This is a genomic window from Candidatus Pantoea floridensis, assembly GCF_900215435.1.
In the GTDB taxonomy this organism is placed as follows: domain Bacteria; phylum Pseudomonadota; class Gammaproteobacteria; order Enterobacterales; family Enterobacteriaceae; genus Pantoea; species Pantoea floridensis.
The window spans coordinates 754,809-776,251 of sequence record NZ_OCMY01000001.1 but is presented as its reverse complement, the minus strand read 5'-3'; the positions used below and the strand labels follow the sequence as shown (position 1 = coordinate 776,251).

At 52.8% G+C, this 21,443-nt stretch carries 22 protein-coding genes and 1 tRNA gene; 6 read left to right on the top strand and 17 right to left on the bottom strand.

What is annotated here, in order from left to right:
- Positions 1-64: 64 nt before the first annotated feature.
- Both CRO19_RS03740 and tesA read right to left on the bottom strand, forming a co-directional pair.
- Positions 65-838, bottom strand: a complete 774-nt coding sequence (locus CRO19_RS03740) for an SDR family oxidoreductase (protein WP_097097581.1) — start codon at positions 836-838, stop codon at positions 65-67.
- Between the two features lie 30 nt (positions 839-868).
- Positions 869-1,495, bottom strand: coding sequence for a multifunctional acyl-CoA thioesterase I/protease I/lysophospholipase L1 (gene tesA, locus CRO19_RS03735; RefSeq protein ID WP_176519125.1), 627 nt, complete (start codon positions 1,493-1,495; stop codon positions 869-871).
- On the opposite strand from tesA, the gene ybbA reads away from it, so the two are divergent.
- Positions 1,463-2,149 carry a putative ABC transporter ATP-binding protein YbbA gene (gene ybbA / locus CRO19_RS03730; RefSeq protein WP_097094658.1) on the top strand — a complete coding sequence of 229 codons (687 nt, stop codon included), beginning with the start codon at positions 1,463-1,465 and terminating at the stop codon, positions 2,147-2,149. The genes tesA and ybbA overlap by 33 nt on opposite strands.
- Entirely contained in the window at positions 2,146-4,563 is a 2,418-nt protein-coding gene (gene ybbP / locus CRO19_RS03725; RefSeq protein ID WP_097094657.1) for a putative ABC transporter permease subunit YbbP, read from the top strand. The genes ybbA and ybbP overlap by 4 nt, the downstream gene beginning before the upstream one ends.
- Before the next feature lie 230 nt (positions 4,564-4,793).
- Here the strand turns inward: ybbP and purK are convergent, their stop codons facing one another.
- The 4 genes from purK to ppiB all read right to left on the bottom strand — a co-directional run bounded on the left by purK (position 4,794) and on the right by ppiB (position 7,706).
- Entirely contained in the window at positions 4,794-5,858 is a 1,065-nt protein-coding gene (purK, locus tag CRO19_RS03720) for a 5-(carboxyamino)imidazole ribonucleotide synthase (RefSeq protein WP_097094656.1), read from the bottom strand.
- Positions 5,855-6,364 (bottom strand): 5-(carboxyamino)imidazole ribonucleotide mutase, encoded by a 510-nt coding sequence (gene purE / locus CRO19_RS03715; protein WP_097094655.1) that lies wholly within the window; start codon positions 6,362-6,364, stop codon positions 5,855-5,857. The genes purK and purE overlap by 4 nt, the downstream gene beginning before the upstream one ends.
- A 131-nt stretch (positions 6,365-6,495) precedes the next feature.
- Positions 6,496-7,212, bottom strand: coding sequence for a UDP-2,3-diacylglucosamine diphosphatase (locus CRO19_RS03710; RefSeq protein ID WP_097094654.1), 717 nt, complete (start codon positions 7,210-7,212; stop codon positions 6,496-6,498).
- On the bottom strand, positions 7,212-7,706 hold the full coding sequence (gene ppiB / locus CRO19_RS03705; protein ID WP_097094653.1) for a peptidylprolyl isomerase B: 495 nt from the start codon (positions 7,704-7,706) through the stop codon (positions 7,212-7,214). The genes CRO19_RS03710 and ppiB overlap by 1 nt, the downstream gene beginning before the upstream one ends.
- Before the next feature lie 371 nt (positions 7,707-8,077).
- Between ppiB and cysS the strand changes: the two genes are divergently transcribed.
- Positions 8,078-9,463 (top strand): cysteine--tRNA ligase, encoded by a 1,386-nt coding sequence (gene cysS / locus CRO19_RS03700; RefSeq protein WP_097094652.1) that lies wholly within the window; start codon positions 8,078-8,080, stop codon positions 9,461-9,463.
- 32 nt (positions 9,464-9,495) lie between these two features.
- A complete protein-coding gene (locus tag CRO19_RS03695; protein WP_097094651.1) occupies positions 9,496-10,605 on the top strand; it encodes an AAA family ATPase in 1,110 nt (369 codons plus the stop codon).
- A 145-nt stretch (positions 10,606-10,750) separates the two neighbouring features.
- Here CRO19_RS03695 and ybcJ read toward each other — a convergent pair whose 3' ends face one another.
- Complete coding sequence (gene ybcJ, locus CRO19_RS03690) at positions 10,751-10,963, bottom strand: ribosome-associated protein YbcJ (RefSeq protein WP_007890771.1); 213 nt, start codon at positions 10,961-10,963, stop codon at positions 10,751-10,753.
- The gene (folD, locus tag CRO19_RS03685) at positions 10,963-11,829 is read right to left on the bottom strand and encodes a bifunctional methylenetetrahydrofolate dehydrogenase/methenyltetrahydrofolate cyclohydrolase FolD (RefSeq protein WP_097094650.1); all 867 of its coding nucleotides are present in this window, start codon (positions 11,827-11,829) and stop codon (positions 10,963-10,965) included. Before folD ends, ybcJ begins: the two co-directional genes overlap by 1 nt.
- Positions 11,830-12,004: 175 nt before the next feature.
- On the opposite strand from folD, the gene CRO19_RS03680 reads away from it, so the two are divergent.
- Positions 12,005-12,508: a DUF1198 family protein gene (locus CRO19_RS03680; RefSeq protein ID WP_097097580.1), complete on the top strand. Its 504-nt coding sequence runs from the start codon at positions 12,005-12,007 to the stop codon at positions 12,506-12,508.
- 95 nt (positions 12,509-12,603) lie between these two features.
- Positions 12,604-12,680 (top strand) — tRNA-Arg (locus CRO19_RS03675).
- A gap of 123 nt (positions 12,681-12,803) precedes the next feature.
- Here CRO19_RS03675 and CRO19_RS03670 read toward each other — a convergent pair.
- The 9 genes from CRO19_RS03670 to CRO19_RS03630 form a co-directional block, all read right to left on the bottom strand.
- Entirely contained in the window at positions 12,804-13,250 is a 447-nt protein-coding gene (locus CRO19_RS03670) for a contractile injection system protein, VgrG/Pvc8 family (protein WP_320204460.1), read from the bottom strand.
- A gap of 656 nt (positions 13,251-13,906) precedes the next feature.
- A complete protein-coding gene (locus tag CRO19_RS03665; protein WP_097094649.1) occupies positions 13,907-14,596 on the bottom strand; it encodes a glycosyltransferase family 25 protein in 690 nt (229 codons plus the stop codon).
- Positions 14,597-14,609: 13 nt separating this feature from the next.
- On the bottom strand, positions 14,610-15,209 hold the full coding sequence (locus CRO19_RS03660) for a hypothetical protein (protein WP_097094648.1): 600 nt from the start codon (positions 15,207-15,209) through the stop codon (positions 14,610-14,612).
- Between the two features lie 58 nt (positions 15,210-15,267).
- Positions 15,268-15,738 carry a DcrB-related protein gene (locus tag CRO19_RS03655; RefSeq protein ID WP_097094647.1) on the bottom strand — a complete coding sequence of 157 codons (471 nt, stop codon included), beginning with the start codon at positions 15,736-15,738 and terminating at the stop codon, positions 15,268-15,270.
- A complete protein-coding gene (locus CRO19_RS03650) occupies positions 15,731-17,365 on the bottom strand; it encodes an OmpA family protein (protein ID WP_097094646.1) in 1,635 nt (544 codons plus the stop codon). Before CRO19_RS03650 ends, CRO19_RS03655 begins: the two co-directional genes overlap by 8 nt.
- A 1-nt stretch (position 17,366) precedes the next feature.
- Positions 17,367-17,969, bottom strand: a complete 603-nt coding sequence (locus CRO19_RS03645) for a DotU family type IV/VI secretion system protein (protein ID WP_097094645.1) — start codon at positions 17,967-17,969, stop codon at positions 17,367-17,369.
- On the bottom strand, positions 17,963-19,303 hold the full coding sequence (locus CRO19_RS03640) for a GlcNAc-transferase family protein (RefSeq protein ID WP_097094644.1): 1,341 nt from the start codon (positions 19,301-19,303) through the stop codon (positions 17,963-17,965). The genes CRO19_RS03645 and CRO19_RS03640 overlap by 7 nt, the downstream gene beginning before the upstream one ends.
- A 28-nt stretch (positions 19,304-19,331) precedes the next feature.
- The gene (locus CRO19_RS03635) at positions 19,332-20,318 is read right to left on the bottom strand and encodes a fimbrial protein (RefSeq protein ID WP_097094643.1); all 987 of its coding nucleotides are present in this window, start codon (positions 20,316-20,318) and stop codon (positions 19,332-19,334) included.
- 2 nt (positions 20,319-20,320) lie between these two features.
- Complete coding sequence (locus tag CRO19_RS03630) at positions 20,321-21,403, bottom strand: type VI secretion system protein TssA (RefSeq protein WP_176519124.1); 1,083 nt, start codon at positions 21,401-21,403, stop codon at positions 20,321-20,323.
- Positions 21,404-21,443: the final 40 nt, after the last annotated feature.

The following is a 21,443-nucleotide window of genomic DNA, read 5'->3' as shown; positions in this document are numbered from 1 at the left end:
CAGAAAGTGTGTTGAGGATATGGGGGCAAGCTGCCCGTGTTCAAGTTCGATTCTGCGTTGCAGCTTAGTTGCTGCGCAAAATGCGATCCAGTATCCAACCTGGCAACAGCCGTTTCAGCAGGCTCATTGCCCAAGCCACCAGCGTCACCGGATAACGCAGGCGCGGATGTTTGCTCTCTAATGCGTGACGCAGTTTCGGCAAAATCGCTTCTGGTGGCAGAGTAAAGCGCGCGGCGATGCCGGGATTACGCACAGGTTTGTCTTGCTCGCCCTGATGCACGTTGTCGGTAAAGCGGGTGCTGATCGGGCCCGGCTCAATCAGGCTGACGCGCACGCCGGCATCGCGCACTTCGAGGCGGAGCGCATCGCTCCAGGCTTCCAGCGCCCATTTGCTGGCGGCATAGGCACCGCGTCCCGGCGTGGAGATCAATCCCAGCACCGAGCTGGTATTGACGATGCGTCCGTTGCCGCTGGCTTGCAGTGCAGGCAGCAGTCGCATGGTCAGTTGATGGGTGCCAAACAGGTTGGTGGAAAACTGCTTTTCCAACTGCTGACGTGATACGCTGCTGAGCGGCCCATACTGGCCAAAACCGCCGTTGTTAAACAGCGCATGCAGGCGATGATCGGTCAGTTCCAGCACGCGATCGGCCGCAGCATCGACGCTGGCGGCATCATCCAGATCCAGCTGCACGCCAATAAATCCCAGCGCTTCCATGCGTGCCACATCTTCAGCGCGACGACAGGCGGCAATCACGCGATAGCCACGCGCCAGTAAATCATTCGCGGCAACCAGGCCAATGCCGCTGGAGCAGCCGGTGATGAGAATTGTTCTTTGCATTTTTTTACCCGTTAAAATCACGCGTCTGGATTAATCATGCTTTACTAACGGAGCCAGTTCGGTCGCCATCAGATTGGCGATAAACGGCTGAGCATCCGGATTGGGGTGAATGCCGTCCTGCTGCATCCACTCCGGCTTCAGGTAGACCTGCTCCATAAAGAAGGGCACCAGAGGAATGTTGTACTGCTGTGCCAGGCGCGGATAAATCGCGCTGAACGCCTCCGTATAGCGACGTCCATAATTGGCAGGTAGACGAATCTGCATCAGCAGCGGCTGCGCCTTAGCGGCTTTCACTTCGTCGATCACTTTGGTCAGATCGGCAGCGATATTCTGCGGAGGGAAACCGCGCAGGCCATCGTTACCGCCCAATTCGATTAACACCCAGCGCGGTTGATGCTGTTTTAATAGGTCAGGCAAACGTGCCAGCCCAAGGCCTACGGTATCTCCGCTGATGCTGGCGTTCACCACATTGGGCTGCTGTTGCCACGTTTTATTCAGCAGGCTGGGCCAGGCCGCCGTGGCCGACATGCGATACCCGGCGCTCAGGCTATCGCCCAACACCAGCAAGGTATCGGCGGCAGCGATACGCGACACCAGCAGAAGCAATAACAACAGGAAGGGATAATGCCAGCGGAAAACATTGTTGCAGTTCATCATCTTACTAAGTCCGTCGGTCAGGGAGAGCATCAGCTGACCATCCTTACCGGAGTTGAGCTGGTTGTCAAACCAGCCGAGACCATCGCCTTAATTGGCGAATCTGGCTCGGGTAAATCCACGCTGCTGGGTATTCTGGCGGGCCTGGACGATGGCAGCAGCGGCGAGGTGCACCTGCTGGGCCAGCCGCTACACAACATGAACGAAGAGCAGCGAGCGGCGCTGCGCGCGCGTGAAGTCGGCTTTGTCTTTCAATCCTTTATGCTGGTGCCGACGCTCAACGCGCTGGAAAATGTTCAGCTGCCGGCGCTGCTGCGTGGCGATAGCGATCGTGAAAGCCGCACCCAGGCCGTGGAGCTTTTGAGCGTGCTGGGGCTGAAAGATCGTCTGCACCATCTGCCCGCACAACTTTCTGGCGGCGAGCAGCAACGTGTGGCGCTGGCGCGCGCCTTTAGCGGTCGTCCCGGTCTGCTGTTTGCCGATGAACCCACCGGCAACCTCGATCGCAAAACCGGCGATCGTATCGCCGATCTGCTGTTCTCCCTCAACCGCGATTTTGCGACCACGCTAATCCTGGTGACGCACGATGAACAACTGGCGGCGCGTTGCGACCGCCGCTTACGGCTGCGTGACGGCAAATTGTGGGAGGAAGCATGATTTGGCGCTGGTTCTGGCGTGAGTGGCGATCGCCGTCGCTGCTGATAGTCTGGCTGGCGCTCACGCTGGCGGTGGCCTGCGTGCTGGCGCTGGGATCGATCAGCGATCGCATGGAAAAAGGGTTGAGCCAGCAGAGCCGTGACTTTATGGCGGGCGATCGCACCTTGCGCAGCAGCGCACCCGCGCCGCAAGCATGGCTGAGTAAAGCGCGTGACGAAGGTTTGTCTGTCAGCCGCCAGCTGAGCTTTATGACCATGACCTTCGCGCAAGAAACGCCGCAGCTGGCGGACGTTAAAGCCGTTGACGATGCCTATCCGATGTTTGGCACGTTGCAAACTGATCCACCGGGGCTGCGCCCCCAAGCGGGAACGGTGCTGGCCGCGCCGCGTTTGCTGGCGTTATTGAATTTGAAAGTGGGTGACAGCGTAGACGTCGGCGACACCACCTTGCGCATTGCCGGTGAAGTGATCCAGGAGCCGGATGGCGGCTTCAATCCGTTTCAGACTGCGCCGCGTTTGCTGATGAATCTGGCAGACGTAGAGAAAACAGGGGCCATTCAGCCGGGCAGCCGCCTGAGCTGGCGCTATAAGTTCTCGGGTGAACCGGCACCGCTGGCACGCTATGACCGGTGGATCGAACCACAGCTAAACGCCGATCAGCGCTGGGTCAGCGTCGAGAATTCGGAAGATGCGCTAGGGCGATCGATGCAGCGTGCGCAGCAATTTTTACTGCTCTCTGCGCTGCTAACGTTAATGCTGGCGATTGCTGCGGTGGCGGTGGCGATGAGCCATTACTGCCGCAGCCGCTACGATTTGGTGGCGGTGCTGAAAACGCTGGGCGCGACGCGTAAAGCGCTGCAGCGATTAATCATCGGACAATGGCTGGCGGTGCTGTTGCTGGCCGCCATCGTCGGCAGCGCGCTGGGGCAGGGCATTGAAGTCATCCTGCTGTTAATGCTGAAACCGGTGCTGCCCGCCGCGCTGCCGGCCGCCAGTTTCTGGCCGTGGCTGTGGGCAATTGACGCGATGTTCGTTATCTCGCTGTTGGTCGGTTCGCGTCCTTATCGTCTGCTGATGGCTACTCAGCCCCTGCGCGTATTGCGTCGCGATGCGGTGGCAAATGTGTGGCCGTTGCGCTTTTATCTGCCCGCCATGGCGCTGATCGTCATGGGGCTGCTGGCGCTACTCATGGGCGGGAGCAAAATGCTATGGGCGCTGCTGGCGGGCGTGGTGATGCTGGCGCTATTGCTGGCGTTGCTCGGCTGGGGCACGCTGCTGCTGCTGCGGAAGCTGGTGGTACGCAATCTGGCGCTGCGCCTGGCGATAAACCGCCTGCTGCGGCAACCGGCAATGACGCTCAGCCAGCTGGCGGCGTTTTCGCTGTCGTTTATGCTGCTGGCGCTGCTGCTGGTGATGCGCGGCGATCTGCTCGGTCGCTGGCAACAGCAGCTCCCCGCGGATAGTCCGAACTATTTCCTGCTGAATATCACCCAAGAGCAGGTGCCGCAGGTTCGCGATTTTCTGAATGGGCATCACATTAAACCTGAAACCTTCTATCCGATTGTTCGCGCGCGCCTGACCGAGTTGAACGGCCAAGAGGCGGATCCGAAGCTGGATAACGCGCTCAATCGCGAGCTCAATCTGACGTGGCAAGCCGATCGTCCGGATCACAATCCGCTGATTTCCGGCAGCTGGCCGCCAAAAGCCGGTGAAGTCTCAATGGAAGTCGAGCTGGCGGATCGTCTTGGCGTGAAGCTCGGCGATACCTTGACCTTCAGTGGCGATACTCAGCAGTTCAGCGCCAAAATTACCAGCTTGCGTAAGGTTGATTGGGAAAGTCTGCGCCCGAATTTCTTCTTCATCTTCCCGCCGGGCGCACTTGATCAACAGCCGCAAACATGGCTGACCAGCTTCCGCATGGATAACAATCCGGCGCTGCTGGCCCAGCTTAATCGGGCGTTTCCTACGCTGAGCCTGCTGGATATTGGCAGCATGCTGCGCCAAATAGGCCAGGTGCTGACGCAGGTGAGCCAGGCGCTGGAAGTGATGGTGGTGCTGGTGACGGTGTGCGGCGTACTTCTGCTGCTGGCGCAGATTCAGGTGGGCATGCGTCAGCGGCGCCAGGAGCTGGTGGTGTATCGCACGCTGGGTGCCAGCAAACGACTGCTGCGCGGGACGCTGTGGTGCGAGTTTGCATTGCTTGGCGTGGTGTCGGGCATTGCGGCGGCGTTGGGGGCGGAAGCGGCGCTGTGGGGATTGCAGCGCAAGATCTTTGATTTCCCCTGGCAGCCAGACTGGACGCTATGGATCGTGTTGCCGATCGGTGGTGCGCTGCTGTTATCGCTGTGCGGCGGTTGGCTGGGCGTAAGATTGCTGCAAGGGAAGGCGCTGTTCAGGCGGTTTGAGGCGGCTTAATGCGGAGGGGCAGCTTGAATGCAGACCCTGAAAAATGCTCCCGAAGCAGGTAGGGTCGCCATTCATGGCGTAATGCTGGTCAGTTAAGATATGAAGAACCTTAGTCACCGAGAGCACACATTGTAGCGGCGCAATTCATTGCGCGATAAATCGCGCCGCTACGGAAGGTGCGGTGATTTGCTACGGCGCTTAACTGATCGGCAATACGCCATTCATGGCGACCTGGTGACTTAGAGCTTCTCCACTGCCCAGGCAATCCCGCTGGCATACTCTTCCGGCAGCAGCGGCACCAGTGCATTCAGCGCTAAGGCTAAACGCGGGCGATCGCTATCGGTCAGATTCAGATGTCCCACCTTACGACCGGCGCGCACTTCTTTATCGTACCAATGCAAATGCACCAGCGGCTGTTGCAGCCACGCCAGATTCACATCGGTACCAATCAGATTGACCATCACCGACGGCGCAAACACCACCGGCTGCGGCAGCGGCAAACCGAGCACCGCACGCAGGTGCAGCTCGAACTGGCTGATTGACGCGCCGTTCTGCGTCCAGTGGCCGCTGTTGTGCACGCGCGGAGCGAGCTCATTAATCAGTAATCCTGCTGGCGTAATGAAGCACTCCATCGCCATCACACCGACGTAATTCAGCTCATGCATAATGGCGCTGAGCATCGTTTCCGCTTGCTGTTGCTGTGCGGCATCGGCCTGCGGGAAGGCCACGCTGGTGCGCAGAATGCCGTCCTGATGCAGGTTATGCGTCAGCGGATAAAACACCGTGCTGCCATCGTGTCCACGCGCGCCCACCAGCGACACTTCGCCGCTGAAGTTAATGCCTTGCTCAACGATGCATTCACCGTAGCACTCATCCGGCAGCGCGTCGGTTTCATTGGCGCGCAAGCGCCACTGGCCGCGACCGTCATAGCCGCCGGTGCGACGCTTGACAATCGCCAGTTCGCCAAGGGTATTGAACACCTTAGGCCACTCGGCTTTATCGGCCAGCAGCTGCCACGGCGCGGTGGCCAGGTTTAACTGATCCAGCAGCTGTTTTTGCGTCAGGCGATCGGCCAGACGCGGGAAAATATCGCGATTCACAAATGCAGGATGGCTAGCCAGTTCGCGGGTTAACGCGGTTTCCGGCCAGCGCTCGATCTCGGCAGTAATTACGCTTTCAGCGATCGGCAGCGCAGACGGTTCTGCATCCAAACCCACCGGATACACCGCGATGCCGAGCGGTTCACCCGCCTGGCGCAGCATGCGGCCTAACTGACCGTTGCCTAATACACAAACCGGCTTCATGCTTCCTCCCGCGGATCCGGGTTATTCAGCACTTCATCGGTCTGCGTTTGACGCCAGCTGGCGATGCGCGCGGCCAGCGCGCTGTCGTGAATCGCCAGAATCTGCGCCGCCAGCAGTGCAGCGTTGGCGGCACCGGCTTTACCGATCGCCAGCGTACCCACCGGAATACCGCGCGGCATCTGCACAATGGAGTAGAGGCTATCAACGCCGCTCAGCGCGGCACTTTGCACCGGCACGCCCAGCACCGGCACCAGCGTTTTGGCGGCCAGCATGCCCGGCAGATGGGCAGCACCGCCAGCGCCGGCGATGATCACCTGAAAACCGTTCTCGGCGGCGGTTTCCGCGAAGCTGAACAGTTTGTCAGGCGTACGGTGAGCTGAGACCACTTCAACGTGGAAGGGTACATCCAGGCTGTTAAGAATTTCCTCGGCGAACTGCATGGTAGCCCAGTCACTTTTAGAACCCATGACGATGGCGATACGGGCCGGGGTGGCGTTGGATGACATGCGGTCAACTCCTGTGAATATGCAAACGAACCTGGCCGGGCGGGCAGGTGAAGAAGGGCACAGAGAATAGCATGAGATGGCAGCAAGGAAAACGGTTGCGTAGGCGGAAAACGGGCATTTACGCCCGGAGGTTAGAAGGGGAATTCGATTAGGCTTACGCCGCTGGCATCAAGCTGAATCATCGAACCATTCTCATGCCAGGCACCGAGCACCGCGCGCTGGGCGTTTTCGCCATGCAGCGGGAAGTGATGAATCGCCGGGCGATGCGTGTGGCCGTGAATCAGTATCCGCAGCTTGTGGCGCGTCATTGTTTCCTCAACGGCCTGCTGATTGACGTCCATAATGCTGACCGACTTGTGCTGATTAGCCTGCTTGCTGCCATTACGCATGCGCGCAGCAATGCGCATGCGCATGCGCAAAGGCAATGCGAGGAACAGGCGCTGCAGCCAGCGCTGATGCACTTTGGCGCGAAAACGCTGATAGCCTTCGTCATCGGTGCACAAGGTATCGCCGTGCATGATCAACACGCGCTGACCATATAGCTCCAGCACCTGTTCTTCTGGCAGCAGCGTCATGCCACAGGCGCGCGCAAAGCGCTGGCCTAGCAGAAAGTCGCGATTACCGTGAATGAAGAATGTTGGCACCGGTAGCGCTCTGAGCGCTGCCGCAATTTGCTGATGCAGCGGATTCGGATCGTCGTCGCCGATCCAGGCTTCAAACAGATCGCCAAGAATGTAAAGCGCATCGCACGAACGCGCTTCACCCTGCAAAAAATGCAGAAAACCGGCAGTAATTGCCGGTTCTTCATTACACAGATGCAGATCTGCGATAAACAGCGTGCGCGACATTACTCGCTAACGGTCACTTTCTGGATGACAACGTCGTCAACCGGAACGTCCTGATGCATGCCGCTACGGCCAGTTTTCACCGCTTTGATTTTCTCAACCACGTCCATGCCTTCAACCACTTCAGCAAACACGCAGTAACCCCAGCCCTGCAGGCTTTCGTCACGGAAGTTCAGGAAGTCGTTGTCTGCTACGTTGATGAAGAACTGGGCAGTGGCTGAGTGTGGAGCCTGAGTACGCGCCATCGCCAGGGTGCCTTTGGTATTCTTCAGGCCGTTATTCGCTTCGTTGCGAATGTCTGCTTTGGTATCTTTCTGCTTCATGCCAGGCTCAAAACCGCCGCCCTGAATCATGAAGCCGTTGATTACGCGATGGAAGATAGTGTTATCGTAAAAACCTTCCGCGCAGTATTCCAGGAAGTTCTTTACGGTAGCCGGCGCTTTGTCATCGAAGGTTTTGATTACGATATCGCCATGGTTCGTCTGGAAAGTGACCATTATATTCTTCCTGTAAAGGTTGTCGTCAGTATCAGCTGCCGCGCCAGCGAGGCGGCGGGGCATTTTTGTAGACGCTCCTTATATCACAATTTCCAATAACGCGTCAGTAACCCAACGGCAGTTGGCAAGCGAGCGATGCACAACTGAGAAAAATACGGCACAATAACCGGCTTGACGTTGGTCAGTTAAGCGATGAAAACAGATCATACAGAGCGCAGACATCGTAGCGGCGCAATTTATTGCGCGATAAATCGCGCCGCTACGGAATGTGTGGTCATTGAATACCATGCTTAACCGATCGGCTGACGCAATAAACAGCTAGATTTTTGATAGTTCTATTCCCGCACACGTAAAACAAACGGAACCGTTCAATGCTAAAGATTTATAACACCCTGAGTCGACAGAAAGAGGAATTCAAACCCATCCATGCCGGTGAAATCGGTATGTACGTGTGTGGTATTACGGTTTACGACCTCTGTCATATCGGCCATGGGCGTACCTTTGTGGCATTCGACGTGGTGGCGCGTTATCTGCGTTACGTGGGCTATCAGCTGAAGTATGTGCGCAACATCACCGATATTGATGACAAAATCATCAAGCGCGCCAATCAAAACGGCGAAAGCATTGAAACGCTGACCAACCGCATGATCGCCGAAATGCATAAAGATTTCGCTGCACTCGGCATTCTGCCGCCGGATCTGGAACCGCGCGCCACGCGCCATATCGATGAGATTATCGAGCTGGTCGGCACGCTGATTGAACGTAATCACGCCTACGTCGCCGACAACGGCGACGTGATGTTCGACGTGCTGAGCGACAAAGCTTACGGCGTGCTGTCACGTCAGGATCTGGAACAGCTGCAGGCCGGTGCGCGCGTCGAAGTGGCGGACGTGAAGCGCAATCCGATGGACTTCGTGCTGTGGAAAATGTCCAAAGCCGACGAACCAGCATGGAATTCGCCGTGGGGCAACGGTCGTCCAGGCTGGCACATAGAATGTTCGGCGATGAACTGCAAACAGCTCGGCACCCATTTCGACATTCACGGCGGCGGCTCGGATCTGATGTTCCCGCACCATGAAAACGAAGTGGCGCAATCCACCTGTGCGCACGATGGTCCGTACGTGAATTACTGGATGCACTCCGGCATGGTGATGGTTGATCGCGAGAAGATGTCAAAATCGCTGGATAACTTCTTCACCGTGCGCGATGTGTTGCAGCATTACGATGCCGAAACCGTGCGCTACTTCCTGATGTCGGGCCACTATCGCAGCCAGCTCAACTACGGCGAAGATAACCTCAATCAGGCGCGTGCGGCGCTCGAGCGCTTGTACACCGCGCTGCGTCACACCGACGCCAACGCTACGGCGGCGGGTGGCGAAGCGTTCGAAGCGCGTTTCCGCACCGCGATGGATGACGACTTCAACACGCCGGAAGCCTATTCGGTGTTGTTCGATATGGCGCGTGAAGTGAATCGCCTGAAAACTGAAGACAAAGCGGCGGCCGATGCGCTGGCGGCGAAACTCCGCCAGATCGCCGATGTGCTCGGCATTCTGCAGCAGGATCCGGAGCTGTTCCTGCAGAGCGGTGCGCAGGTTAATGACGACGAAGTGGCGGAAATCGAACATTGGGTGAAAGCCCGTTCCGACGCGCGTGCAGCCAAAGATTGGGCGCAGGCGGATGTGGCGCGCGATAAGCTCAACGAGTTGGGCGTGATCGTTGAGGATGGGCCACAAGGTTCCAGCTGGCGACGCAAATAACCGGAGAGGGCGAGAAATCGCCCTTTTTTATTATGGCGATTGAACAGATTCAGATTTACGGCTTCCGCTCGGTACGTAACCTGACGCTGGAGCTACAACAGCTCAACGTGGTGAGCGGACCCAACGGCTGCGGCAAATCCAACCTGTATAAAGCGGTGCGGCTATTGCACGAAGCGGCTAGCGGGCGCTTAGCGTTGGCGCTAGCGGAAGAGGGCGGCATCCAGAAAGCGATGTGGGCGGGCGGCTTGCGGCGCGGCGATCGTCGCCACGATCCGAAACGTCTTTCATTGGCAGTGGTAATGGACGACATGGATTACCAGCTCGATGTCGGGTTCCCTGAGCCGTTGGCCACCAGCATGTTCAACCTCGATCCGCTGGTGAAAGAGGAACGCTTGTGGATGAGCGGCCAGCGGCGACGTCCCTCTTCCTGCATTCTGCAACGCAGCAATCAAACGGCTTTTCTGCATAACGTTGATGGCGAGCGCGTGAGTTATCCGGCGGTGCTGCATCCGGAAGAGTCGCTATTTGGGCAACTGGGCGAACCGCATCTTTATCCCGAGCTTTCGCAGGTGCGCGAACGGCTGCGCCAGTGGCGCTTTTATCATGAGTTTGCCGTGTGGCCCGGTTCGCCAATTCGTGCGCCACAGATTGGCGTGCGCGCGCCGGTGCTGAGCCACGATGGCAGCAATCTGGCGGCGGCGTGGGCCACCATCGTCGAGCGTGGCCATCACGAGCTGTTGTTTCAGGTGATGGAAGAGGCTTTTCCGGATACGGAATTTCACGTGGATGTGCAGAACGGGCGTTTTCAGATGCTGATGTCGCGACGCGGGATTTTGCGTCCGCTGGAGAGCGCCGAGTTCTCTGATGGCACGCTGCGATTTCTTTGCTTAGTGGTGGCGCTGCTGAGCCCGCGCCCGCCCGCGTTTATGGCGCTGAATGAACCGGAAAACAGCCTGCATGAAGATCTGCTGCCAGCGCTGGCGCGCCTGATCGCCGAAGCCAGCCAGTTTAGCCAGCTGTGGATCACCAGCCATTCACCGAAACTGGCGACGCTGATTGCTGAACATACCGCGGTGAATCATATCGAGCTGGAGCAAATCGAAGGGGAAACGCGCGTGGTGGGTGACGAACGGTTTTTATAAGGTCGCCATGAATGGCGTAATGCCGCTCACTTGAGCAAAAAAATGCCTGTTTATGCAGGTGCGCATGAATGCGCACCCTACGAAAACCCGGCGATATCCACGTAGGGTCGCCATTCATGGCGACCGTATCAATTACTGCACTTAATTACGCGACAACCGTAATCTTAAAACCCGCAAACTCAACCTTCTGGCCTTCCACAATCTTGCAGCGCTTACGCGTTTCCACTGCGCCATCTACGCGCACTTCGCCTTCTGCAATCACCGCTTTCGCCTGCGCGCCGCTCTGCACCCAACCTTCGAGTTTCAGCAGGTCACACAAATCAACGTGGGCATGTTTACCGAGAGAAAAACTGGCCATTATGCCTCCTCAATGTCGTGAAATTCTTCGCACGCCGTCAGCGTGTTTTGGATCAATGTAGCGACCGTCATCGGACCGACGCCGCCTGGAACGGGCGTGATGTACGAGGCGCGCTCAGCCGCCGCATCGAACTCCACATCACCCACCACTTTACCGCTTTCGAGGCGGTTGATACCGACATCAATCACCACCGCGCCCGGTTTGATCCAGTCGCCCGGAATAAAGCCCGGCTTGCCGACCGCCACGACCAGCAGATCGGCGTGCTCAACGTGATGACGCAGATCTTTGGTGAAACGGTGCGTGACGGTGGTGGTGCAACCGGCGAGCAGCAGCTCCATGCTCATCGGACGGCCAACGATATTCGATGCGCCAACCACCACGGCGTTCAGGCCGTAAGTATCAATATTGTAGCGCTCCAGCAAGGTGACGATGCCGCGCGGCGTACACGGACGCAGCTTCGGCGCGCGCTGGCACAGACGACCGACGTTATACGGATGGAAACCATCCACGTCTTTATCCGGCACGATGCGCTCCAGCACTTTGACGTTATCGATGCCCGCTGGCAGCGGCAGCTGCACCAGAATGCCATCGATATCGCTGTCGTTATTCAGCGTATCAATCAGCTCCAGCAGCTCTGCTTCACTGGTGGTGGCCGGCAGATCGTAGGAGCGGGAGATGAAGCCCACTTCATCACAAGCGCGACGTTTGCTGGCGACATAGATCTGCGAAGCCGGGTTTTCACCCACCAGCACCACTGCCAAACCGGGCGCACGTTTACCGGCCGCCAGACGTTGCTGTACTTTTTCGGCAACCTCAAGGCGCACCTGCTGCGCAATCGTTTTACCGTCAATAATTTTTGCTGCCATCAGAGAGGAAATCCATCTGTAGAGGGTTAAATCGGGGATGGCGCCTATTCTGTCAGAAGCGCGTGCGGCTGTCAGGTAGAGATTCGCCCTCTACGGTGCTTTCCCGACTTTTCGCCGTGGCGCCAACCCGCGTTAGCGCTTATCATGCCCGGCAGTGAATGAGATGGATGACGTGATGATTTGGTTAATTCTCGCCACGCTGGCGGTGGTGTTCGTGGTAGGTTTTCAGCTGCTGACGGCCAGCTCGCGCCATGCGGTGCAGGCGCTCAATAAACGGTTGCAGCTGCCGCCGGTGCATATCGAATCGATGCTATCGCTGATGGGCAAAGAGGCGGCAAAAGAGTTCACCGATTACATCGCCGGCGATAACGACACGCATCTGCACAACGGCGCGGCGGTGCTGCTGATTTGGCAGGTGCTGATTGTCGATGGCAGCGACGAAAATATGCAGCGCTGGCATGGCATTTTGAGCCGCGCGGGGTTTTCAGCGTTGATATCGAGGCAGCAGTTGTTGCTGGCGTTGGGGTTCTTGCGCCAGCTGGAGCCGGACAGCCAGGAATTGCATGCGCTGCGCGACCAGTATAATGCGCACTTCACCCAGCAAGGGATTGAGATGGAAGGTGAAACGGAACAGGGCGGCAAGCTGGTGTCGTTAAGCGACTGGCGCAAGCGGCATTAAGGGGTTTTGGTTAATCTGGCAGCACTCCGCTGCTCGTGGGAGGCAAAAACGTTGACGCGCGAGCCGCTGGACGTATAATCCGACCCAATCACTATGCGCCCTTAGCTCAGTTGGATAGAGCACCGGCCTTCTAAGCCGTAGGTCACAGGTTCGAATCCTGTAGGGCGTGCCATATTTTCTTCCATTCAGTTCTTTTAAATTCTACTTTTCCTATAAAATTCAGCAGATAACACTCATTTATGCTCCATAGCGGTCCATAGTGATCTATTGCGTACTACACATGGTTAGGAGCACGTTAAGGGGCACTGCCAGGTTCAACGAAGTGGATTGCGATAACGCTGTCATTCTGGTAAATCGCGTTGTTGCAGCCCTGATTTAAGCGGGTAACGCGGTGTTCGAGCGTCGCGACATAGCGGGTTTCATCGGCTGATGTGCCGGACTGACGAAACTGCGTAATGACGCCGGGAAGAATGCGCGGTTTGACTGACGCGGAAGGCTTGCCGTCGGGATACATCAGAAACAGGGCGGAATAGTTAATGATGTGGTGGGCGGGGAGATCCTTCACCGCGCTGGTGAACGCTATGTGGTAGCGGGGAATGTCGCTGATGGCTTCGCTGCCGCTGAACCTGAGCACAGAAATATCTACGCCGGGCAGCTGAGATTCCAGTCGGGCTAATCTGAGCTGATAATGGTTGTGGAACGGTAATTTACTGCCGGCAATAATGTATTCCTGAATGCCCATCGTTTAATTCCCTTTGAACGTTAATCCTGACTTACCCGGCGATTATCTTTGCGGCGCAAAATCGACATTAAGCCAGCGGCTTCAATCCCGTGATATTCCTTTAGTCGTTAAAGCCTTTATTGCACCAGGCCAGCTGCGCCCGGAAGCAGTAATAATGAATGTTACTCCTGCAACTTATTGATTTGATGAGTGTATTAATTCATTGTTAACACTGTGTTTACCGGAGTATTCATAACTTAACCGCACGACTTTTTCCCGATGTTGCAGAACGTAGCATAACTCCAGGAGGAATTTAAATAGGGGTTTATCACATAAAAGCGTAATTAAAACGTTTGCAAGGCTAGCTGGTGTTTTTATTAAGATAGTTTACGAATATGTTTGACAGGATATTTCCGAGAGAAAGTTCTTAGTGATTAAGTGGTGTTCGCTTATATTGATTTTTTTTACTGGCCGTCCATGTGCTGATTTTCATTTGGTTTAAGTAATCTACTCCTGATTTGTAGGAGTTATCCTTCGAATGCGCATTTGGGAAAATGGTAGAATCACAGCTGGGAGAGAGTAGTTCTGTCATTCGAGAGTTCAGTGTTGATGCTAAAATATGAATCTATGTTTAGTAGGCCATAGTCCTTAAGTTTAAAAAGTATGACCTTAAAACATCAATATGAACCATATATCTTTATATCGTCAATTTTTCGCGTAAAGGTTCCTGTATGATCAATATTTCTACTCTCAATATCGCTAAAACCATTCGATTGATAGCCCAGACAGGGGTAAATGGCAAACCAGTTATCTTTCTCCATTATTTTAATCCAATTGGCGTCAAGATGGAGTTTTTTATTCGTTAAGTCCTTCTCCAGGTTCTCTTTGGTTTCGTTTAAATTTTCAATTAGCCTGTCATAATAATGTGCGTTGACCATATAACAGTTACTACAATACGAAAATTTAGTCCGGGTAAATCCCGTGGTTATTGTGTTAAGAATGTAATGATTACCTGAAAGCATCGCCACATCCCAGGAGGCTTGCTGTGTCAGATGATTAATAAACGTTAACCAGCGCTCGGGGTCTTCTGGGGAATTATTGAAAACCATATCATCTTCGATAATTAAAATGTTTCTCCAGCCATTATTTTTTGCTTCATTTAGCACGGCTATGTGAGAGAGTACACAACCATATTGTCCAACTTCATGTGAAATGGCTGCAAAACGATGATATTTTTCTTCTGGAATGCCAATGAGTTTAAAATTATCCCGTAATTGTGCATCACGATCCTTGCGAACATCTAAGTTAATATAAACTATCCTGTCCACAAAGCTCCAGTCCCATGACTGAATATCATTGCTATTCATCTGATTTCTCTTCTTAAAGGCATATGAATATATTGTTATGCTTTTCAAATTTATTCAAAATCTGTACGTATTTATAAAACTGTAATCGATTATCCATTCCTAGCTTTTTTATAGCATTACGCCGATAGGTATAAGAACTGTTGGTTGAGCAACGCATAATGTGCGAAATGTTTCGAATATCATGCCCATGCCCACTGAGCAATACCAGCCTCTTTTCTGGTTCAGACAATTGTGCGTTTTTCCGTATTTTGAAATGTCGATAAAAATCGCTCTTTTCCACTCCGTCATGTGGAAGTGTTGCAGCAGTAAAAATACGTACGATGAAGCTGTGAATATCTTCAATAAATAATCCGGAAACATTAAATGTAATGTGAATAGCGGACGGCTGTCCGCTCTTTTTTCCGGGTTGAGTAATAGTCTTGTCTTTGCTGAATATATTTATTATTACTGCATTGTCGGTGAAGATGATGTTCGCCGTTTCGTTAAAGTTCTTCACATCGGCGTCAAGGATTTTATAATCATTCAACGATTTACTCTGCCTGACGTAGTCAAGCATGCTAATCATCCCCTGGCGATAGAAGACATTTTGCGACTCAACGGCGACGGTTAACATTCTTATTATCCTTATTGTTTTAAAAAGACTGCAACTCCGGCGTCTCTTTTTCGTTATGTCAGACGGCTGGTGAATAGCTATTGATGATTTGAACGTAGTGCTTACGCTGATATTCAGTAAATTCTTCGTTGGCCTGAAGGGTAAATACCAGTACATCACGTTCAATCGGGTTATAACGCGAGTGCTTGGGAAGTTTGACTACCGATTGAACCTGTCGCACAATTTCACCGTCATCCAGATAGCGATTAGCAACCTGGATGACGTCAAGTTTTGCCGGACCGATTTGATGTCTCAACATTTTTCCTTCAGTTTGAAAACCAGGCAGGCGGAAACGTAAATTTTCCATCTCTTTTTCTACCCACTCTTCCTGAGTTTGTTCTTCTGCTAAACCCGCGCGAGTAATAATGACGCGGTATTCTTTATCATCTGGATCACGAAACATCAGCAACTGAATAGAACGATCCATAACCGGAGGTGCCGTCATAAAGACTCCCTCAGCAATATGATACATAGTATTTTTATTATCCATTGAGAATGGTCTCCTTTGTATTTTCTATAGGTATCAGCAACATTTCGACGCGCCGATTTATTTGTCGCCCTTCCGCTGTCACATTGCTGGTCATTGGTTCGGTTGCACCAACACCTCGCACTTGAATCAGCGAAGGATCGATATTTTTTTTGATGAGCCAGTGGCGAACAGCATCCGCTCGCTCCAGAGATAAAGAGGCGTTAAGTGCGTCGCCTCCGGTACTATCTGAATGGCCAATAATCAGAATCCGGTAGCCTGGCGCTTGCGCGATTTTGTGTGCCATCTCTTCCAGCGGAGGTGTGGCTTTTGCTGAGATGTCAGATTTACCCGGATCAAATAAAGGGATGACTCCTGCAGACGTCACTACTTTTACCGCCTGCAAATTTGCCATCTTTTTATTCAACGTTCGGCTAATGGCTTCGCATGGGCTGAGTCCCCAATTTTGTAGGGACACTTCAGCAGAACAGCGCTGCGATTGCTCATCAAGCTGCTGTAGTTGAGCAATTTTTTGATTCAACCTTGCAACCGATAACTCACGTTGTTCTTCGAGTAGCGCTATCTCATGCTGGTAGGTTTTTTGCTGCTGCAAAGATTGCCAGCCGGCAACTCCTATCTGGGTTAATAGCAGCAAAGTAATTAAGCAAATACTCCAGAGTAAAGCCGGCTGCTTACCGTAAATAGGAATAACGGGAACCACTGCGGGCTTGGGTAAATAACGCTGTTTGATGGCGGGCAACGGCGGCATCGGCATTCTGTTACCCAGCGCGGGAAGAATGGCGTAACGTTCTTCCAGCCATATCGACCATGCGCCATGCCGTGTAAAGCCATGACCATAATCACACAATAGCAAAGCGCTCAGCTTAAGCGTGGAATGGGTAAATATCTTAGTCAGCGCGGCACTAATTTCTTGTTCTTCTAACCAGCAAAGTAAGTCATAGCCCAGCGCAGCACGTTGGATATCACTTGCGGAATCATCCTGATTTTTAAGATGATTTTTTAGCCGATTGATTTCGTCTGGCATATTTTGCGCCTGCAGACGATTGAAATCGAGTTCACCACTCCAGCTCGCGTTAGATGAGGAATGTTTGCGGAGTTCAGTGCTGATATGCGCATAAATCCCTATTGTGCAGGGGATTTTAATATCAGATATGACCCCGGAAAAATCTCTCAGCCAGTTGAGAAGGTGGTGATTCAATAATGCTGACGTTTCATGTCCATCTGGCAGAAATGGAAAAAAAGCGGCAATCGGCGTATTTGGAGAATGCTGCTTAATATAGTCAAGGCGACAGGCTAATTCATCGGGATTTTTGATTAATAGCCAGGTCGACTTTTCACAGTAGCGAGTACTGTCTGTGTAATTGCTTTCGGTAAACCATTTCTCTGCATAAGGTCCCAAAATCAGGACAACAGGGGAGAGCTGCTCGGGTTCCGGTTGTGGTTCTTTGGGCGGTTGAGGTAATTCACGCGTTTCCCAGCGCAATTGCTTGATGATGAGAAGTACAGCGAGCACGGCAAATCCGAACATAAGCAGTTCGCCGGTGAGCTTGTCTTGTTGCAGCCAGGAAAGCGCTGAAGTAATAAGCAATGCGACTGCAACCAGCATCATATTTAATTTTTGATAGCTCATGTTACAGTCCTCCACTCTGAAACATTCGGCATCCGTACCAGAATATCCCCAGTAAAAATCCTGCGATGGCGAACTGGCACATTAATGACATCCAACGAATAGTTGGACCCTGGGCTTCAACCTGAATGGCAAGTGGTTCACTTTCGTCATCTGCCGTTTCAATGACATCAGATTCAGTCACAGTGACTTTTTTCTCAATACGCTCCTTAACGGGTAAAGATAAGGGTGATAATGCGAACATTATCAACGTGGTGTTTTTTATTTCCTGGTGTACGGAGTTGAACAGCAAGTCGCTGTGCGCAGGGTTAAACAGTTCGTCATGCTGGTAACCAAAAAAATGGTGGCCTAGCTGATAGTTCGCCCAGCTGATTCCTTGTGTGGAGAAGCTGCTCATGGCGAGACTATCGACCACGCGGCAAAGTAGCCGCTGGATGGCGATAATCTCTTCGTGTGGATAGGCTTCATCAGATAGGTGCTGGCAATAAAGTATAATTTGCTGCTGCAACTGCTGCTGAAAATCCAGAAGAGAGGGGACGACACCTTTCATTGCGAGCAGCGTGCAGCTGGAGATGAGTCCCTGAAGTGCTGAATGTCCGCTCACCACGCGCGCTCCTTGATGTCACCCCAACCTTCACCATCTATATACGGACAAAGACGTACGCAGTGAGGAGCCACCGGGCGTTGGGTGTCAAAATACACGCGAAGATCAAATTTTTCGCCATTATCATTACTCTTAAGTTTTAAGAGTTCTTCAGGCGAAAGCTGCTGATTTATAAGCGGGGTGTTGTCAGCTTGATACACGCTGAGCTGCCACCAAAGCACATCCTTACGAAGGATATCGACATCCGCATGCGTCAACTGCCACATGCGCAGATGGGGGCTAACCAGTTGTTGTTGCCAAAGTTCATGCTCTTCCGGTAAGTGATCAAACCAGGTTAGTTTTTCTTTGGCTTTAATTAATGGATGAATCCGTTGCTGGCGAAAATCGACCCCAATGCGGTACTGATACTCTTGCAGGGTGCGATGCGTACCTAAACACCAGTGCCCGAGATCCACTTGCTTATCACTGATCCCCAGCAGGCTGAGAATGCGTTGATAAGAGATATTATCGCGCTCCCACCACACCTGATCCACCTGACCACTTTTCTTCGCTTCGTTGGTATGATCGCTCCAGAATTTCGGTGATTTTGCGCGGCCGTAGTAGTGCCAGAGCAGAACTTTATGGGGAGTATACAGATCGTAACCGTGGGTAAAGGCCCTAGCGGCTAACGAAATTTCTTCACCGATAAAGAAGAGTTGAGGATCGTACGGGACGTTTTCAATGAAATGACCGTCGCTAAAAAGATAACCTGCGGCCAGATAACCACTTCTCCGTGGCTGCTCTTCGACCATGTCTACTGAATTGAGAGACACAACGCCTTTATCATTAAACTGACTAAATATCAGGCGACTCACCTTATTACTACGCTGTTCTTTATTTTGTTCAGGGGTATAAGGTGGCGGATAATGCGTGAGTATTGGCCGAGGACTTTGCGATCGTAAACTTTCCAGCATAGCGATCATTTCACTGTCCCAGTGAGCAGTGAAACGGCTGTGTGAATCGATCTGCAGATGATAGCTCTCACCGTTGTAAAGCGTATTACTCATATGTCTCGCCCAGCAGGCACCCTGACTTTTTAAGTAATCCACGGCTAAGAGTTGAATCTGAGCATTGCCTTTAATTAATCGGTAAAGCGTGTGCCCATGATGTTCACCCACGAGCTGGGGGATAAAACCGCTGTCAATAAATGGGTGAAGTTTACCATTGTCCTGCCAGCAAATAGCGATGTGTAGTCGTTCAGCGTGCTGCGCTCGAGCAAGTATGTCGAGCAGCGTTGGCACTAATTCAGCATCCCGGTAGCTGGCGATGCCGATGAAAATTGTTTTATTGTTATTCATGGTAACTGTATCAATTCCTTTGATAAAATCAGTTCACAACTAATAGAATCTCCGCCTTGGCGGTAAAATTCCCTTCCTCTGGTAATACATTGCCGTTTTTCATTAAGGTGGCTTTCCAGCTGTAATTCACTGGCACTTCATCGGCAACCTGGGCGCGATCCTCTTTTGCACTGTCATCTGCAGGCATGTTGCGATTGTTACTGTCGGTAATCTGAATTTTTAAACGGTCATTATTACCAGCACTATCCGTTACCGGGATGGTGCCATCGGCATTCGGGGAGGCCGTGATTAATGATGCGGATGCACTGTAGCTACCGTAATCCGTGGCACACCTCAGGCTGAAATCTAGATTTTTTTCTACGCCGCTTATTAGGTCTCGCTCTCCCAGCTGGCCAAAGTTCACCGTTTTTGGGCCATCAATAGTGCAGTTGGGGATACTGATAACTCTGATTTCGCCTATGTTAAGAAGTTGGCCGTAATTGGCTGCGGTATCACTGGTTACCCAGTTCCTCAAGATGGTTCCTGGGGACAACACTACATCTCCGTTAGGGTCGGTTAACTTTAAACGTGGAGATGTTTTGACAAACTCAAGCTGGAAAAACGACGCTGGAGGGTAGTTAAAACGATTCTCAGTCATAGCGGCGTTTGAGGGAAAGTGCCCAAATTGAGCGCCATTATTCCAGCGGGGACGAACGCTGATGCCCTCAACGCTGGTGGTGAAATAATTTTTCTTCCCTGTTGGAGCCAAAGGAGGCAATGCCGTTTTGCCATAAGCCTCGCCAATTTCACAATCTTTGAAGCTGAGCGTAACATTCTGCGTTGTTGAATTTTCGTAATTAAGCGGTGTATCGCTTACTGGTGCTCCCGCATCAACATAAAAGGTATATCCCGGGATGGTCAGCGTGGTGCGGTTTGCCCCACCAAATTGCGAGTCTGGATCCACCGTACACACTGCAAGGGCTGACTGGCTAAGAAATGCACCCGTGACGAACAAAAAGCTATTGCGTAATCTCATACTCAGGACTCCTGTCCATTACTCAGTCTGGCGATGAGATCCTGCGGCAGAATCTGCATCAATTCGGCAAAACGTTTACCTACCATTTGTTCCGTCAATGTCAGCAAATCACCCACTGGACTGCTAGGTTCGTAGCGCACAAACCACTGCTGAATTTCGCGTAAGCGCATCAGCGCATCCGTACGATCCTGAATATTGCGAACGGGCAACATGGTTAATGTTTCTATCGTGGGCGTCGTCACCACCCTTGCTGCTATCTGCTCTGACTCTGGCAAGCTCACATCTAAAGGCTGGACTGCGGGTGTTTCGATAGTCACTTCTGGCAGCTCTGCCTGATCTACAACGGGCGCCGGGGGGGCTCCAGCAAAGCCAAAAAGAGCGAGCACTTTAAATAAGCCGCTAAAATCAGGCGCATCATCAGACAGCATCTCTATCAGCAGCAGCCGCAATTGATTGAGATGTTGCTCCGCATGCCTTAAGGAGAAGATGACGTCTGCTTGCTGCTCCTGCCATCCCAGTCGGGCCAGTGAAAGCGCATTCTCATCAAGAGATTGTTCAGCTTGTGGGTTTAGTGTGGCCCGCTCAACGTCGCGCACGTTCAGTTGCAAGCCCGACACTTTTGGCAGAGGCTGCATTCGTAAATCTGCGAGAATGCCATTCGATGACTCTAATTCTGCCAGCACGTTGGCGCGCATGAGGGGCTCAAAAGATCCCTCATCATATAGCTGTGGATGCACCTGCTCTGGCCACTGTTTAAGTAGCCAGAGTAGGGCGCACAAGCCTTCATCCAGGGCTGGAATGCCAATTTTTCGGAAACGGCAGCGGATTAATACCAGAACCAGTCTTAGATCCAGGCTACGCGTGAGCAGCGTTTTGACCTCACGCTCGATTTCACCCCAGTTAATGGGATCAACCGTTTCAACGAAGTCGCCATACTCCGCACCCATTCTCGGCTGCATGCGGGTCTCCAGCAGGAGAAACGCCGCGTCATCTTCCAGATTTTCTCCGCATGGCAACGTGTCTGTGACGGGCATCAACAGGGGTTGATACCATTCAGGGCACATCGGTGTCATAAGGTCACTCACAATCATTCCTTAATAAGCTAGCGTTAATGGCATTCAGATC